Origin of the sequence: Niveispirillum sp. (assembly GCF_052437035.1) — a bacterium.
Lineage (GTDB): Bacteria > Pseudomonadota > Alphaproteobacteria > Azospirillales > Azospirillaceae > Niveispirillum.
Map to the genome: position 1 here is coordinate 747928 of NZ_JBQVOH010000001.1, position 14856 is coordinate 762783.

The window sequence follows — 14856 nt, forward strand, 5'->3', positions numbered from 1 at the left end:
TTTTTACGGATCGGATTGTTCCAGCGATGGCGAACAACGCGCCCGAGCGCAAATTGGCGGCACAGAACCGCCGGGCCCGCTTCGATTACTTTATCGAGGATACGGTGGAGGCCGGCATCATGCTGACCGGCACCGAGGTGAAGTCGCTGCGTGGCGGGAAGGCCTCCATCCTGGAAGCCTATGCCGGTGAGATCGGGGGCGAGCTTTTCCTGGTCAATTCCTACATCCCGGAATATGGCCAGGCCGGCGCCTGGCTGCAGCATGATCCCAAGCGTCCGCGGAAGCTGCTGGTCCGCAAGCGCGAACTGGTGAAGATGCTGGCCGCCATCGCGCGCCAGGGCATGACCCTGGTGCCCATGTCTGTCTATTTCAATGATCGTGGTAAGGCCAAGGTCGAGATCGGCGTTGCCAAGGGCAAGAACAAGGGCGACAAGCGCGACACCGAGAAGGAACGTGATTGGCAGCGCGATAAGGCCCGCCTGATGCGGGCACGCGGTTAGCGAACGCTTCCTGCGCCTATTGCGTCACACCACTGCAATATTAACAGTCGGGTAACCATCCTCACCTTCCCAAGTCTCCTGGAAACGATATCGTTCCTGGGTGCTCGGTCGTTCCATATGGGGCGGCGACTGAAGATAGTCGGGAGAAGAACACATGGGGAAGCAGTGGCTTAAGGTTGGTACGGCATTGGCCGGGTTCCTGACCGTGGCGGGGGGCGCCCAGGCTCAGCAGCCCGCCGGCGATGTCGAAGAAATCGTGGTGACGGGTACGCGCCGTGCCGACCGCACCCTGGCGGAATCGCCGGTGCCGGTGGACGTGATCTCGGCGGGCGAACTGGAACGGTCGGGCCTGGGTGAGGTCAACAAGGTCCTGAACGCCCTTGTCCCTTCCTTTAACTTCCCCCAGCCGACCATCACCGACGGTACCGACCATATCCGTCCGGCCACGCTGCGCGGTCTATCGCCCGACCACACGTTGGTCCTGATCAATGGCAAGCGGCGTCACAATACGGCGTTGCTGAACCTGAACGGTTCCGTCGGGCGCGGTTCCACGGGTGCGGACCTGAATGCCATTCCCGCATCGGCCATCCGCCGGGTTGAGGTGCTGCGCGATGGGGCCGCAGCGCAGTACGGGTCCGATGCCATCGCGGGCGTGATCAACATCATCCTGAAGGACAATAATTCCGGCGGCTCGGCCTTCGGCTCCTATGGACAGACCTATGAGGGCGATGGCGATGTCTATCATTTCGCCTCCAATGCCGGCGTCACCATCGGCAATGGCGGCTATCTGAACCTGACCGCCGAATATCGCGACCGCGCCCATACCAACCGACAGGCCGCTGATATCCGGCAGCAATACAACAACCTGGCCGGTGGCGCCGCCGATCCGCGTGAGGCGACGATCAACCGCACCGACAATTTCTGGTATGGCGATAGCGACGTCACCGACTATAACGTCGTCTATAATCTGGGCCTGCCGCTGGGCAGCGCAGAACTGTACTCCTTCGGCAATTACAACAAACGTGAGGGCAAAGCCGGTGCCACCTGGCGCCGTCCGCGCGACCCCAACAATGTCCGCTCCATCTATCCCGACGGCTTCCTGCCCTTCATCACGTCCGACATCGACGATATGTCGGTGGCCGTGGGCGTGAAGGGCGATGCCGGGGAGACGCGGTACGACATTTCCGGCACCTATGGCCGCAACGACTTTCCGTTCAGTGTGGAAAACACCCTGAACGCCACCTATGGCACCAACAGCCGCCGCAGCTTCTATGCCGGTGATCTGCTCTATACCCAGGGTGTGATCAATGCCGACGCGTCGCGCGACGTCGATATCGGCCTGCCATCCTCCCTCAGCGTCTCCGCTGGTCTGGAATACCGCACCGAAGGCTATGAGCTGGGGGCAGGGGATGAGGATAGCTGGAAGGATGGCGGCGTAAAGGTGCTGGATGGCGGTTCCACCAGCGCCATCGGCAGCCAGCCTGCCCCCGGTGCCCAGGGCTTCCCCGGCTTCCGGCCCAGCGACGAGGTCGATGTCGACCGCCACAGTTATGCCGCCTATCTCGATATGGAAACCAAGCTGTCCGACGCGCTGCTGGTCAGCGTGGCGGGCCGTGTCGAACATTATTCCGACTTCGGCTGGACCGGGTCGGGCAAGTTCGCCTTCAAGTATGATGTTACCGATGCGTTCGGCCTGCGCGGTGCGGTGTCCAACGGCTTCCGCGCGCCCTCCTTGCAGCAGAGCTATTTCTCTTCCACCGCCACCAACTTCATCGGCGGCGTACCGTTTGAAATCCGCACCTTCCGCGTCAATGATCCGGCGGCCCAGGCCCTGGGTGCCGAAGACCTGAAGCCGGAAAAGTCGATCAATTACAGCCTGGGCTTCACCTCCAACCCGTTTGAAGGTGCCAGCCTGACGGTGGATGCCTATCAGATCCGTATCGATGACCGTATCGTCCTGTCGGAAAACCTGACGGGCACGGCGGTTCAGAATTTCCTGACGGCGCGGGGCTTTGCCGGTGTCACCGGCGGGCGCTTCTTCACCAACGCCATTGATACCCGCACGCGCGGCGTCGACATTGTCGGCACCTACCGCGCCGATCTGGACACGGCAGGTACCCTGAACCTGACGGCGGGCGTCAATTTCAACGATACCAAGACGTTGAACGTGAAGCCCAACCCGTCCACGCTCAGCACGGTCGGCCTGCAACTGACCCGCTTCTCCCGCGTGGAGGAAGGGCGGTTCGAGGAGGCCCAGCCGGACAACAAGATCAACCTGTCGGCCAGCTGGCAGTACGAAGACCTCAATCTGACCCTGCGTGGCACGCGCTATGGCAAGTTCACCTCGCGCAATGCCAATGCCGCGCTGGATCAGACCTTCGGGGCTGAATGGGTGGTCGATCTTGATGTCGGTTATGACCTGACGGACAGCCTGTCGATCTCCGCCGGTGTGAACAACCTGTTCGACAATTACACCGATCTGGTCATTCCGGGTGCCAACCCGAACGGCTTTGCCCAGTATTCTAACTTCTCGCCGTTCGGTTTCAACGGCGGCTTCTACTATGCCAAGGTCAAGGTGACCTGGTAACGGTTCCGATCCCGGCGGCGGCGGATTGCGCCGCCGCCGGGATTAATCTCACCGCTCAAACAGCCAATTCATCTTGCTGTTGCCGAAGGTCCGGTATCCCGCCGCCTTGAAGCGGCCCAGAAGGTCGCCGGCCCAGCTTTCCTGTGACCGTTCGATGATGATCACGCGCGGCCACAGGTCTTCGGGCGCCTGATCGAAGAAGGGCAGCAGAGCCTTGTCCTCCGCCCCCTCGATATCGATCTTCAGCATGTCGATGCGGGTGATCCCCGTCTCCGCCAGCACATCGACCAGGGGGCGCACGCGCACGGGCGTGGATTTGCCGCCATGATCGCGGACCAGGGAGGAGCCGCCCAGGTTGCTGTCATCCAGATAAAGCCCCATCACCCCTTCCTCCGCCCCGATGGCGCAATCAGCATGGGTGATGGAGGCGTCCGTTCGGTTGAGGCCCAAGTTGAAGCGCAGCCTCCGTGCCGCCTCCGGTCCCGGCTCTACCGCCAGGATGCGGCCGCCCGGCCCCAGGAAACGGGCCGCGTTCAGGGTGTAGAGCCCGACATTGGCCCCGATATCGACAAAGGTCCCGTCGCGCGGCAGACGCGTGGCCAGCAGCGCCATTTCTTCGGGGTCGAAGAATTGCGGCATGAACAGGAATTTGCGTTCCCCGACATTGTCGCCGGGATGGAGACGCAGATGGATGCCACGCACCGCCACGTCGAACACCGGGCCTTGCAGGACCATCGCCACCTTGCGCAGCCAGAGCGCCAGACGCCGGCCCGTGGGTGTGACGGGCAATCCCTGGCACAGGTCGGTCAGCAGCCGGGGCAGGGTGCCGGGGGCGTGGGTGCCGAAGGGCGGCTCCTGTACATTGCGCAAAACATGACCTCCAGCCAGCAGAAACTGCCCCTTGAAAGGGCATCGGCGGCACGCTTATGCCATAAGGTATAGGATGTCGCATCCCCTTACGACACAAGGCAAATCCATCGTCATTGACAAGGCACCGGCGCCTATGTGCAATGCCCGCTGTCCAGGGTGCCGCGGGCAGCGGCGCCCACCTACCGGGGCGGTCCCGTGCCAAGCGGGCGTCCGATCTGATTGGGGGTCCTTGATGAAGCTGAAGCACGTGATCGGCGCCATCGGCATGGTTGCCGCCATCGCCGTCGGCCATACGGCCATGGCCCAGGAAAAGAAGGTCAACATCTATAACTGGGCCGATTATATCGGCGAGACCACGCTGGACGACTTCACCAAGGCGACCGGGATCAAGACGCAGTATGACGTCTTCACAGATCTGGAAACCCTGGAATCGAAGCTGCTGGTCGGCAATTCCGGTTACGATGTGGCCGTGCCATCGGCGGAACCGACAATGCGCAAGCTGATCCAGGCCAAGGCCATCCAGAAGCTGGACAAGTCCAAGATCCCCAACCTGAAGAATCTTGACCCGTCGCTGATGAAGCTGGTCGAATCGACCGATCCCGGCAATGAATATGGCGTCATCTATCAGTGGGGCACCATCGGCATCGGCTATAATGTCGAAAAGGTGAAGGAACTGCTGCCCAACGCCCCGACGGACAGCTGGCAGCTGGTCATGAACCCGGAAAACGCCAAGAAGCTGGCGGCCTGCGGCATCGTTTTCCTGGACAGCCAGACCGACATCCTGCCGTCAGTGTTCAAGTCGCAGGGCCTGGACCCGAACTCCGAGAACGCCGAAGACACCAAGAAGGCCGAAGCGGCCATGCTGGCCATCCGCCCGCATATCAAGACCTTCGTGCCGTCGGTGATCGACCCGCTGGCCACGGGTGACGCCTGCGTCGCCGTCGGCTATTCGGGCGACGTGTTCCAGGCCGCGGCGCGTGCAGAAGAGGCGAAGGCCAAGTTCACCATCGCCTATTCCATTCCCAAGGAAGGCGCCCAGGTCTGGTTCGACATGGCCACCATTCCGGCGGGTGCCAACGTGGCCAATGCCTCGGCCTTCATCAATTATGTGCTGGAGCCGAAAGTGATGGCCGGCATCAGCGATTTCGTCGCCTATGCCAACGCCGTTCCTGCCTCCTGGAAGCTGATGAGCCCGGATGTCGCCAACAATGCGGCCATTTTCCCGCCCAAGGACGTGATGGCGAAGATGTTCACTGTCAAGCAGATCAACCAGAAGGCGGAGCGTGAACGCACCCGTGCCTGGACCAAGATCAAGACGGGCCGTTGATCCATAACGGTCTTTGGACTGAATGCCATGGGGCGTCGACGGGTTCACCGTCGGCGCCCTTTGCATTTCTGGTGATATTCCACGATGCTGGCATCCGGCGCGCCATCGGGCGGGGGCCGGTGGTACTGGAGATATGAATGACAGTTCAGGGTGTTCGCCTGTTCAACGACCTGACGGGGACGGACGTTAAGGTCAAGGTGGTGGATATCGGGGCGAATCCGATCGACAGCGATCCGCCCTATCTTCCGATGTTGAAGCGCGGCCACGCAGAGGTGGTGGGATTTGAGCCCAACCCCGATGCATTGGCCAAGTTGCTGGAGAAGATGGGGCCGGACGAAACCTATCTGCCGGATGCAGTGGGTGATGGCGGGCGCCACGTGCTGCGCATGTGCCATGCGCCCGGCATGACCTCCTTGCTGGAACCGGATCAGCGGGTTCTGTCGCTTTTCCATGGCTTCCCGATTTGGGGGCATGTGGTGGGCCGGACCGAGATGAATACGGTTCGGCTGGATGACGTGCCGGAAACAGCCGGTGCCGACATGATCAAGATCGACATCCAGGGCGGGGAGCTGATGGCGCTTCGCAGCGGGATCGAGCGTTTGCGCGACGTGGTGGTGATCCAGACGGAGGTGGAGTTCCTACCCCTTTACAAGGATCAGCCCCTGTTCAGCGAGGTGGAACAGTTCCTGCGCTCACAGGGTTTTATCTTCCACCGTTTCTTTCCATTGGAAAGCCGCATCCTGCAGCCCACGTCGATCAATGGCAATATGTATGGCGGGTTGAGCCAGGTCGTCTATGCAGACGCCGTCTTTGTCCGTGATTTCATTTCTCTGGATGGATATTCTGACCGCCAGCTTCTGGCAGCCGCCTCCATCGTTCATAACTGCTATAACTCCATCGATCTCAGTCTGCGCTTCCTTTACGAATATGACCGTCGCACCGGCTCCATCACGGCGGAGCATTACTTCCGGCGTCTGACCGGGGGGGAGTAACAGTACCACCGCCCTGATCCCGGCGGTACCGCGCCGGGGCCACCCCGATCCGGTTGCGGAAATGGTAGCGAAGGGCGGCGGCGGTTGGGAAGCCGCAGGCCGTCGCCACATCCTCCACGCTGGCCGTCGTCTCGGTCAGCAGCTGTTCGGCACGCGCCACCCGTTCCCGCAGCAGCCATTCGCCGGGTGACAGTCCGGTCATGTCCTGAAACCGGCGGATGAAGGTGCGCAGGCTCATGCCGACGCTGTCGGCCAGATCGCGCAGGGCGTGATCGCGGTCCAGTTCCCGACGCAACCGGTCCAGCAGCGGCGACAGGCGCGGTCCCTCATGGGACGTCGGGACCGGCTTTTCCAGCACCTGTTTCTGCGCTCCGTCGCGGTGGGATGACAGGACCAGCCGCTGCGCCACCTGATTGGCGATGGCCGCCCCGAAATCCTTGCGCACGATATGCAGGCACAGGTCCAGACCGGCTGCCGATCCGGCCGACGTCAGCACGTCGCCATGATCGACATAGAGAAGGCCGGGACGGTAGCGGATGTCAGGATGGCGTTCGGCCAGGATCGCCTCGTACCGCCAATGGGTGGTGGCATCCCGCCCGGATAACAGGCCCGCCGCGGCCAGCACGAAGGCGCCGGAGCAAATCGACACCAGCCGCGCGCCCCGGTCATGGGCCGCGCGCAGGGCCAGGCACAGGGCCTCCGGCACCGCCGCGCCCGCCGATCGCCATCCCGGCACAATGATGGTCCCGGCCCCTTCCAGCAGCGACAAGTCCCCATCCGCCGTGACGCGGATGCCGCCCATGGCCGACAGGGGACCCGGCTCCACCGCCACCACCATGGCCCGATACCAGCCGGGACCCAGTTCGGGCCGGGGCAGGGCAAACACCTCCACTGCGATCCCAAACTCAAACGTGCACAGGCCGTCATAGGCCAGGATGGCGACGGTGCGGTTGGGCGGATCGGCGGGGTGTGTCTGCTTTGGCATGATTTCGACATTTTATGGCAGGGCGCGTGTTTTGCGAAGAGGGGATCAGCGCCATCCTGCGCCCCATCGAAACCCCTGACAGGTTGATCCCATGTCGAACGAAGTGACCCGTATCCAAGCCGCCCCGTCGCCCGATGCCATCGCCCATTTCCAGAAGCGGCTGTCGCTGGAAACCGACTGCGCCGATGTCTTCGCCGCCTTTGCCACGGGCAGTCCCGGATTCGTCCTGGTCGATGTGCGCGGGCGCAAGGCCTTTGCCGCGTCGCATGTGCCAGGCGCCATCAATATCCCCGTCCTGGACCTGACGGAAAAGCGGCTGGCGGAATATCCGGCCGACACGCTGTTCGTGGTCTATTGCGCCGGCCCACACTGCAACGGTGCCGACAAGGGCGCCCTGCGGCTGGCCAGCCTGGGCCGTCCCGTGAAGCTGATGATCGGCGGCATGACGGGCTGGGCCGATGAAGGGTTCAGCTATGAAGGCGCCACCGCAGAGGCGGCGGCCTGATCATGGCATCCGCCGTTACGGTACGTGACTTTCACGCCGGCGACATCCCGGCCCTGCTGTCCCTGATGCGGGCGCTGGCGGTATTCGAAGGTTATGACAAGCAATTTGCCGTGACGGCGGATGATCTGGCCATCCACGGTCTTGGTCCCGATCCCCTGTTCGGGGCCAAGGTCGCGGTGTCGGCGGCGGGTGATGTGGTGGGCATGGCGGTGCATCATACCATCCGCTGGACCTATGACCGCCGCCCGACCCTGGTCATGAAGGAACTTTATGTCTGCGACGGCTGGCGGGGGACGGGGGTGGGCCATGCCCTGATGCGGGCCGTGGCATCGCATGCCTGTGCCATTGGCGCGCCGCGTCTTCACTGGCTGGTCCTGCCGGACAATCATGCCGCCATGCGATTCTACCGCTCACTGGGTGGCGAACCGGAAACCGGATGGCAATCCTGGCGCATGGAACAGCCGACCTTGGCCACATTGGCCGTCAACCCTGCGTGAAAAGTACGGCTTGCCGCATGCTCCCCCTATCCGTCCGGGTATCGTCGCGTGTAGAATTGTGCGGTGCGTGAAAAGCCACGCCGCCTACCGATATCGCCAACCGGACAGGGACATATACGGACATGGCCAATGCGCAGCCCTCGCGGACCCAGACCAAGCTGGAACCTTGGCGGGACCCGAATGAGAAGCCCTATGTCCGTATCGAGAAGGTGACGAAGAAGTTCGGCGACTTCACCGCCGTCGATGATGTTTCCCTGTCGATCTATCGCGGCGAATTCTTCTCGCTTCTGGGCGGGTCCGGGTCAGGCAAGACCACCTTGCTGCGCATGCTGGCCGGGTTTGAACGCCCGACCGAGGGCAAGATCTTCATCGACGGTGTCGACATGTCCAACGTGCCGCCCTATGAGCGGCCGGTGAACATGATGTTCCAATCCTACGCCTTGTTCCCGCATATGAGCGTGGAGGCGAACATCGCCTTCGGCCTGCATCAGGATAAGGTGGGCAAGGCCGAGATCGCGGAGCGGGTGGCCGACGCCCTGAACCTTGTGCAGCTGGGACAGTTTGGCAAGCGCAAGCCGCATCAGCTTTCGGGCGGACAGCGGCAGCGCGTGGCGCTGGCTCGCGCCCTGGTGAAGCGGCCCAAGCTGCTGCTGCTGGACGAACCGCTGGGCGCGCTGGACAAGAAGCTGCGCGAACAGACGCAGTTCGAGCTGGTGAACATTCAGGAAAAGGTGGGCATCACCTTCGTAGTCGTGACCCATGACCAGGAAGAAGCGATGACCATGTCGTCGCGCATCGCGGTCATGAATCGCGGCTATATCGCACAGATCGGCACGCCGACCGAGATTTATGAATATCCCAACAGCCGCTTCACGGCGGAATTTATCGGGTCGGTCAACATGTTCCATGGCCGCGTTCTGGAATCTGAACCCGACCATTCCCTGATCCGCTCTGACGAGGCGAATTGCGACCTCTATGTCTCCCATCCCGGCCATCTGGCGCCCGGCACCGAATGCTGGGTGGCGGTACGGCCGGAGAAGGTGACCATCTCCAAGGATGCGCCCGCGGGCAGCGATGGCCGCAATCAGGCAACGGGCGTGGTGAAGGAAATCGCCTATCTGGGCGACGTCTCTATCTATGAAATCCTGCTGGATAGCGGAAAGCGGGTGCGTGTGACGGCGCCCATGGTGACGCGCCGCACCGAAATGCCCATTACCTGGGAAGACCGGGTGTACCTGTCCTGGCGGCCGTTCGCCGGCAGTGTCCTGACCAACTGACCGGACGGGAAGGGGGGCTGACCCATGGCCGAAACGGTTCAAAGCGAAATGCGCCATACGGGCTTTCTGGGCCTGTTGCAGCGGGTGGGCCTGTCGGGCCGGGCACTGGTGGTGTCCGTGCCCTATGCGTGGCTGCTGCTGTTCTTTCTGGTGCCATTCCTGATCGTGCTGAAGATCGCGCTGGCCGAAAGCCAGATGGCGATCCCGCCCTTCACCTCGCTGATCGAGAATGTGGAGGATCTGAAGTACCAGATCACCGTCACCTTCTATAATTTTCATTATATGGTGACCGACGATCTCTACATCGTCGCCTATCTGAACAGCCTGAAGATCGCCTTCATCTCCACCATCTGCTGTCTGCTGCTGGGCTATCCGGTCGCCTATGCCATCGCCAAGGCCGATCCGAAATGGCGCGCACCCCTGCTGATGCTGGTGATCCTGCCGTTTTGGACCAGCTTCCTGATCCGCGTCTATGCCTGGATCGGTATCCTGTCCAACAATGGCGTGCTGAATAACGTACTAATGTGGCTGGGCATCATCAACGAGCCGCTGCAAATCCTCTATACGCCCGTCGCCACCTATATCGGCATCACCTACTCCTACCTGCCTTTCATGATCCTGCCGCTCTATTCGACGCTGGAGAAGCTGGACAATACGCTTCTGGAGGCGGCGGCCGATCTGGGGTGCCCGCCCTGGAAGGCGTTCTTGACCATCACCCTGCCGCTGTCGATCCCCGGTATGATCGCAGGTGCGCTGCTGGTCTTCATTCCGGCCACGGGCGAATTCGTGATCCCGGAACTGCTGGGCGGGCCCGATACGTTGATGATCGGGCGCACCTTGTGGACGGAATTCTTCAATAACCGTGACTGGCCGCTGGCATCCGCCGTGGCGGTCGCCTTGCTGCTGTTCCTGGTCGTACCGATCATGATCTTCCAGAACGTGCAGGGTAAGCAGGGGGGGCACCCGTAATGCCGAAATCCTGGTTCCTGCGCTTCGGCCTGATCACGGGCCTGCTGTTCCTGTACATCCCGATCATTCTGCTGATCGTGCTGTCGTTCAACGACAACCGCTCTGTCTCCGTCTGGTCGGAATTCTCCTTCCGCTGGTACGGGGAACTGATGCGCGACGATCAGCTTCTTTCCGCGGCCTGGCTGTCGGTGCGCGTGGCCTTCATTTCCGCCAGCTTTGCCGTGGTGCTGGGCACGCTGGCCGGCATGATGCTGGCGCGGTTCGGCGCGTTCAAGGGCCGCGCGCTGTTCTCCGGCATGGTGTCGGCCCCGCTGGTCATGCCGGAAGTGATCATGGGCCTGTCCCTGCTGCTGCTGTTTGTCAGCATGGAGCAGGTGCTGGGCTGGCCCGAAGGGCGTGGGATGCTGACCATCATCCTGGCCCATATCACCTTCACCATGTCCTTCGTGACGGTGGTGGTGCAGTCGCGGCTGGTGTCCATGGATGCCAGCCTGGAAGAGGCGGCGATGGATCTGGGGGCGCGGCCCGCCAAGGTATTCTTCGTGATCACCTTGCCGCTGATCGCCCCGGCCATCGTGTCGGGCTGGCTGCTGGCCTTTACCCTGTCGCTGGATGATCTGGTGATCACCAGCTTCGTGTCCGGCCCCGGTTCCACGACGCTGCCGCAGATCGTGTTCTCTTCGGTCCGCCTGGGCCTGTCGCCCAAGGTAAATGCCCTGGCCACCATCGTGGTGACCATCGTGGCCATCGGCATCATCTGCGCCGGCATCTACAATGCGCGCCAGGAAAAGGCCCGGCAGCGGGACGAGCAGATGGCGCAGCAGGGCGGCTGATCGTCCTTCAAGCCCAAGCGAAGCACAAACCCCGGCGTTCATCGCGCCGGGGTTTTCTTTTGTTAATGCCGTGCCAAAGCTGTGACCTTGCCGGAACATTTATACGGTGTCGTGCGTTTCCATTCTGACAACCACGACAGGAAGGATCACCATCATGGCCATCAGTGATGTCGCGCGTAGCGAGACCAATAGCTGCATCAGCGCGGGCAAGGTGAAAGGCACCGACGTCTATGGCGTGGATGGCGACAAGATCGGCCATGTCGAGGACGTGATGCTGAACAAGCGCACGGGCAATGTTGCCTATGCCATCATGGGGTTCGGCGGCTTTCTCGGCATTGGCGAGCGTTACCATCCGCTGCCCTGGTCGGTGCTGAAATATGACCCGGAAATGGGCGGCTATGTTGTGCCGCTGGACCGGACGCGTCTCGAAAACGCCCCCTCCTATTCCGAACAGGAGTTGGGCCCCGACGATCGCCGTTGGCGGGAGCCGGTTTCCAGCTACTACAACGTCCCGCCCTATTGGATGTGATCACCATCCCCACCGGGAGGAAATGACATGCCCACGCAGACCCAGTATCCCCCCACCCCCAAACATCCGCGTCAGCCCACCGAACGGGAGCTGGACCGCGATCTGGACGATAGTTTTCCGGCCAGCGACCCTGTCTCATCCCAACAGCCCGCGACGGCGGCGCCGGCACCGCGCACTGACGGGACCGGGCAGGATCAGGGTATCCTGCCCACTCCGACCGGTGAGCAGAAGGCCGAGGCGGAAAAGAACCGGCGCCATCAGGCGGCGGATCAGGGTCAGCGTCGCTGACGCTGGCCACGCTTTCCCTTTTACCCCCGTTCAACTGGGTCCCTCAAAAGGCCAACCCCCGGCGGAATTGCTTCCGCCGGGGGTTTTCTTTGTCAGCCCGTAATGGATGGCGGCACAGGATCAGAACTTCGTGCTGACCTGCGCGCCAAAGGTGCGGGGCTTGGCGACCTGATAGGCCACGCGGGCGCGGAAGCCGCGTTCGCGGTCCAGCGACAGCTTGGCATTCTCGTCAAACAGGTTGTTGACGTAGCCGGCCATCTCCCACTCGTCCTTCTTCACGCCGAAGCGCAGATTGACGCTGCTATAGGAAGGCAGCTTCGGATCGAAGCTGAAGGCCGTGCCCGGCTGGCTGCCGATCGGGATGCGGTTGAAGGTGCCGACGGCTGCCGGATCCTGATCCACCGCCTGGGTGAAGCGCGAGCCGATATGCTGGAATGTCGCGATGGCGAAGCCCATCAGGTCGTTGCCGATATCGTCTTCCCACTTGGTCTGCGCGCTGAACTGATAGCGCGGGACGGTGGGCAGGCGGTTGCCCTTCTTGATACCGCCCACAACACTGGCCGCACCGCCGGCTGCCGCCTGCGAGGTCACGGTTTCCGTAAATTCGCTGTCATTGAACGAACCCGACAGCGACAGGTTGAACGCGTCGGTCAGCTGATAGCTGAATTCCGCCTCGGTACCGCGCGTGCGGGCATCGGCGTTGAAGACGATGCGCGAGGAGCAGGTGCCGGCGTCCAGCGTGACCTGGAGGTTGGAAATGTCGGTGTAGTAACCGGCGATGTTCAGCGAGCCACGGCCACCGCCAAAGCTCACCTTCGCGCCCATTTCATAGTTCCAGACGCTTTCATTGCCGAAATTGTTACGACCGCCGAAGGTGGTGCGGTCGGCGGCGGAACAGAGCGGCAGGTTGAGGGGATCGTTGATGCCGCCCAGACGGAAGCCCTTCGACACCTGCGCATTTACCGTCACGTCTTCCGTGGCGTCATAGGACAGGATGGCGCGCGGGGAGAAGCCGTTGCTGCTGGTCTCGCCCTTCACACCCTGGGCGCGGTCGGCGAAGATACCGTCGAAATTCAGGGTGCGCTTTTCCTTGAAGTCGAAATAGCGCAGGCCCAGCGTGGCCGACAGTTGTTCGGTCAGGTCATAGGACCCTTCACCGAACAGGGCGACCTGCTTGAAATCATACGGGATGCGGGACCAGTACAGCTCGTCCAGCCCGTTCTGGGCGTTGGGGCCATTGCTGTCGATGCCGGTGATCGCTTCGAACCCGTCAACATTCAGGGTCTGGGCGTATTTGCGGTCGATCTTCGAATAGAAGGCGCCGGCTACCCATTGGAACGGGCCATCGCCGTTGGAGGCAAGGCGGGCTTCCTGCGTGAACACCTTCACGTCGGTTTCGTCCGACAGCGGGGTGTCCAGGGTATAAACCTGCTTCGACAGGCCGGTGGCCGACAGCACGCCCGGCTGACCCGTGATGGAGCCAGTCAGCTGCGAGGCGTCACGATAGACCAGCAGGTCGCGGTCGGTGACCGAGGTGACCGAGGTGGCCGTGACGGCGCCGAGATCGACCTCGACGGTCAGATCGGCCAGCATGAACTTGTCTTTGAACTTCTCTTCCAACTGCGTGAACTGCTGGCGCTTGCCGAACTGGAACAGGCGGTTGCCCGTGGTCACCAGTTCGTTGGCCAGGATGTTGAACTCGTCTTCGCGGTTGAAGCCGTTGGCCTCGATCTCCTGATAGACGACGCGCGGGGTGATCGTGACATTCTCGGTCGGCTGCCAACCCAGCGACAGGCGCAGGCCGGTGCGGAAGCCGTCATTCACGTCCTTCTTCACACTGCCATTGGGCTGGATCGCATCGATGAAGCCGGCATAGCGGGTGCCATAGCCGACGGCGCGCAGGGCCAGCGTGTCGGTGACCGGGACGTTGACCATGGCCTTGGCGCTGTACCCGGTGCCGCCGCCATCGATCTGTTCGATCGACAGTTCGGTGGTGCCCTCCTGGGTTCCCTGAGCCGGCTTGTTGGTTATGTAGCGGATGGTGCCCGACAGTGAGCCGGAGCCGTAGAGCGTGCCCTGCGGCCCGCGCAGCACTTCGACGCGGCTCAGGTCGTACAGGTCCAGATCGGGGGTGAACAGCGACAGCGAGATCACCGATTCGTCCAGATAGACGCCGACCTGTTCCTTCACGCCCGGCTGATCGCGCACGATCTGACCGGCGGAGATGCCGCGGATGGCCACCTGGCTCTGCCCCGGACCCAGATTCTGGATCGACAGGCCCACGATGCTGCGCGACACGTCCTCGATATTGGTGGCGCCGGCATCCTTCATCGAATCCGCGCTCATCGCGTTGATGGAGAAAGGAACATCCTTCAGGGTTTCGTCGCGCTTACGGGCGGAGACGATGATTTCCTCCAGCATGGCGCCGGATGAAGGGGCAGGGGCCTGTTGCGCCATGGCGGGCATGGCGATGGCGGCGCCGCCGCACAGCAGGATGGACAAAGCAAGCGGGTGACGGCCGGACGCACTACGTCCGTTGGTATGGCTGAACATTATGTAACTCCTCCCACGCGTTCTTCTTATCGGGGCGCAGCTTTGGCGTTGCGCACTTACCGTATCCTGACGCTGTCATAACCTGTTAACGTCGGCAATATGCCTCAAATGCAGGCGCGTGAATAAAAAAGGCCCACGGCGTCT

At 62.2% G+C, this 14856-nt stretch carries 14 protein-coding genes; 11 read left to right on the forward strand and 3 right to left on the reverse strand.

Annotated elements, in window-relative coordinates:
• Nucleotides 1-26: 26 nt before the first annotated feature.
• Nucleotides 27-500, forward strand: a complete 474-nt coding sequence (smpB, locus tag ACT6Q8_RS03595; RefSeq protein WP_054167243.1) for an SsrA-binding protein SmpB — start codon at nucleotides 27-29, stop codon at nucleotides 498-500.
• A 154-nt stretch (nucleotides 501-654) separates the two neighbouring features.
• Nucleotides 655-3087, forward strand: a complete 2433-nt coding sequence (locus tag ACT6Q8_RS03600; protein ID WP_444732662.1) for a TonB-dependent receptor plug domain-containing protein — start codon at nucleotides 655-657, stop codon at nucleotides 3085-3087.
• Between the two features lie 48 nt (nucleotides 3088-3135).
• Here ACT6Q8_RS03600 and ACT6Q8_RS03605 read toward each other — a convergent pair whose 3' ends face one another.
• Complete coding sequence (locus ACT6Q8_RS03605) at nucleotides 3136-3957, reverse strand: FkbM family methyltransferase (protein WP_054167245.1); 822 nt, start codon at nucleotides 3955-3957, stop codon at nucleotides 3136-3138.
• A gap of 232 nt (nucleotides 3958-4189) precedes the next feature.
• Between ACT6Q8_RS03605 and ACT6Q8_RS03610 the strand changes: the two genes are divergently transcribed.
• The gene (locus ACT6Q8_RS03610) at nucleotides 4190-5284 is read left to right on the forward strand and encodes an extracellular solute-binding protein (RefSeq protein ID WP_054167246.1); all 1095 of its coding nucleotides are present in this window, start codon (nucleotides 4190-4192) and stop codon (nucleotides 5282-5284) included.
• Nucleotides 5285-5421: 137 nt separating this feature from the next.
• Nucleotides 5422-6276: an FkbM family methyltransferase gene (locus ACT6Q8_RS03615; RefSeq protein WP_054167247.1), complete on the forward strand. Its 855-nt coding sequence runs from the start codon at nucleotides 5422-5424 to the stop codon at nucleotides 6274-6276.
• On the opposite strand, the gene ftrA is transcribed toward ACT6Q8_RS03615, so the two are convergent.
• Nucleotides 6233-7261: a transcriptional regulator FtrA gene (gene ftrA, locus ACT6Q8_RS03620; RefSeq protein WP_444732663.1), complete on the reverse strand. Its 1029-nt coding sequence runs from the start codon at nucleotides 7259-7261 to the stop codon at nucleotides 6233-6235. The genes ACT6Q8_RS03615 and ftrA overlap by 44 nt on opposite strands.
• Before the next feature lie 91 nt (nucleotides 7262-7352).
• Between ftrA and ACT6Q8_RS03625 the strand changes: the two genes are divergently transcribed.
• The 7 genes from ACT6Q8_RS03625 (at nucleotide 7353) to ACT6Q8_RS03655 (ending at nucleotide 12159) form a co-directional block, all read left to right on the forward strand.
• Entirely contained in the window at nucleotides 7353-7766 is a 414-nt protein-coding gene (locus ACT6Q8_RS03625; protein ID WP_444732664.1) for a rhodanese-like domain-containing protein, read from the forward strand.
• A gap of 2 nt (nucleotides 7767-7768) precedes the next feature.
• Nucleotides 7769-8263, forward strand: a complete 495-nt coding sequence (locus tag ACT6Q8_RS03630; RefSeq protein ID WP_444732665.1) for a GNAT family N-acetyltransferase — start codon at nucleotides 7769-7771, stop codon at nucleotides 8261-8263.
• A 122-nt stretch (nucleotides 8264-8385) separates the two neighbouring features.
• Nucleotides 8386-9540 (forward strand): ABC transporter ATP-binding protein, encoded by a 1155-nt coding sequence (locus tag ACT6Q8_RS03635; RefSeq protein WP_054167251.1) that lies wholly within the window; start codon nucleotides 8386-8388, stop codon nucleotides 9538-9540.
• 24 nt (nucleotides 9541-9564) lie between these two features.
• Nucleotides 9565-10509 carry an ABC transporter permease subunit gene (locus ACT6Q8_RS03640; RefSeq protein WP_082372158.1) on the forward strand — a complete coding sequence of 315 codons (945 nt, stop codon included), beginning with the start codon at nucleotides 9565-9567 and terminating at the stop codon, nucleotides 10507-10509.
• Nucleotides 10509-11342: an ABC transporter permease subunit gene (locus ACT6Q8_RS03645; protein WP_054167252.1), complete on the forward strand. Its 834-nt coding sequence runs from the start codon at nucleotides 10509-10511 to the stop codon at nucleotides 11340-11342. The genes ACT6Q8_RS03640 and ACT6Q8_RS03645 overlap by 1 nt, the downstream gene beginning before the upstream one ends.
• Nucleotides 11343-11496: 154 nt before the next feature.
• Entirely contained in the window at nucleotides 11497-11871 is a 375-nt protein-coding gene (locus ACT6Q8_RS03650) for a PRC-barrel domain-containing protein (RefSeq protein ID WP_054167253.1), read from the forward strand.
• A gap of 27 nt (nucleotides 11872-11898) precedes the next feature.
• The gene (locus tag ACT6Q8_RS03655; RefSeq protein ID WP_054167254.1) at nucleotides 11899-12159 is read left to right on the forward strand and encodes a hypothetical protein; all 261 of its coding nucleotides are present in this window, start codon (nucleotides 11899-11901) and stop codon (nucleotides 12157-12159) included.
• Between the two features lie 120 nt (nucleotides 12160-12279).
• Here ACT6Q8_RS03655 and ACT6Q8_RS03660 read toward each other — a convergent pair whose 3' ends face one another.
• Nucleotides 12280-14712, reverse strand: coding sequence for a TonB-dependent receptor (locus ACT6Q8_RS03660; RefSeq protein ID WP_054167255.1), 2433 nt, complete (start codon nucleotides 14710-14712; stop codon nucleotides 12280-12282).
• Nucleotides 14713-14856: the final 144 nt, after the last annotated feature.

What these genes read in the sequence shown, in the direction of transcription:
- ACT6Q8_RS03630 (WP_444732665.1), top strand. Translation starts at nt 7,769, where the DNA reads ATGGCATCCGCCGTTACGGTACGTGACTTTCACGCCGGCGACATCCCG.
- ACT6Q8_RS03655 (WP_054167254.1), top strand. Translation starts at nt 11,899, where the DNA reads ATGCCCACGCAGACCCAGTATCCCCCCACCCCCAAACATCCGCGTCAG.
- ACT6Q8_RS03640 (WP_082372158.1), top strand. Translation starts at nt 9,565, where the DNA reads ATGGCCGAAACGGTTCAAAGCGAAATGCGCCATACGGGCTTTCTGGGC.
- ACT6Q8_RS03660 (WP_054167255.1), bottom strand. Translation starts at nt 14,712, where the DNA reads ATGTTCAGCCATACCAACGGACGTAGTGCGTCCGGCCGTCACCCGCTT.
- smpB (WP_054167243.1), top strand. Translation starts at nt 27, where the DNA reads ATGGCGAACAACGCGCCCGAGCGCAAATTGGCGGCACAGAACCGCCGG.
- ACT6Q8_RS03625 (WP_444732664.1), top strand. Translation starts at nt 7,353, where the DNA reads ATGTCGAACGAAGTGACCCGTATCCAAGCCGCCCCGTCGCCCGATGCC.
- ftrA (WP_444732663.1), bottom strand. Translation starts at nt 7,261, where the DNA reads ATGCCAAAGCAGACACACCCCGCCGATCCGCCCAACCGCACCGTCGCC.
- ACT6Q8_RS03610 (WP_054167246.1), top strand. Translation starts at nt 4,190, where the DNA reads ATGAAGCTGAAGCACGTGATCGGCGCCATCGGCATGGTTGCCGCCATC.
- ACT6Q8_RS03645 (WP_054167252.1), top strand. Translation starts at nt 10,509, where the DNA reads ATGCCGAAATCCTGGTTCCTGCGCTTCGGCCTGATCACGGGCCTGCTG.
- ACT6Q8_RS03600 (WP_444732662.1), top strand. Translation starts at nt 655, where the DNA reads ATGGGGAAGCAGTGGCTTAAGGTTGGTACGGCATTGGCCGGGTTCCTG.
- ACT6Q8_RS03615 (WP_054167247.1), top strand. Translation starts at nt 5,422, where the DNA reads ATGACAGTTCAGGGTGTTCGCCTGTTCAACGACCTGACGGGGACGGAC.
- ACT6Q8_RS03635 (WP_054167251.1), top strand. Translation starts at nt 8,386, where the DNA reads ATGGCCAATGCGCAGCCCTCGCGGACCCAGACCAAGCTGGAACCTTGG.
- ACT6Q8_RS03650 (WP_054167253.1), top strand. Translation starts at nt 11,497, where the DNA reads ATGGCCATCAGTGATGTCGCGCGTAGCGAGACCAATAGCTGCATCAGC.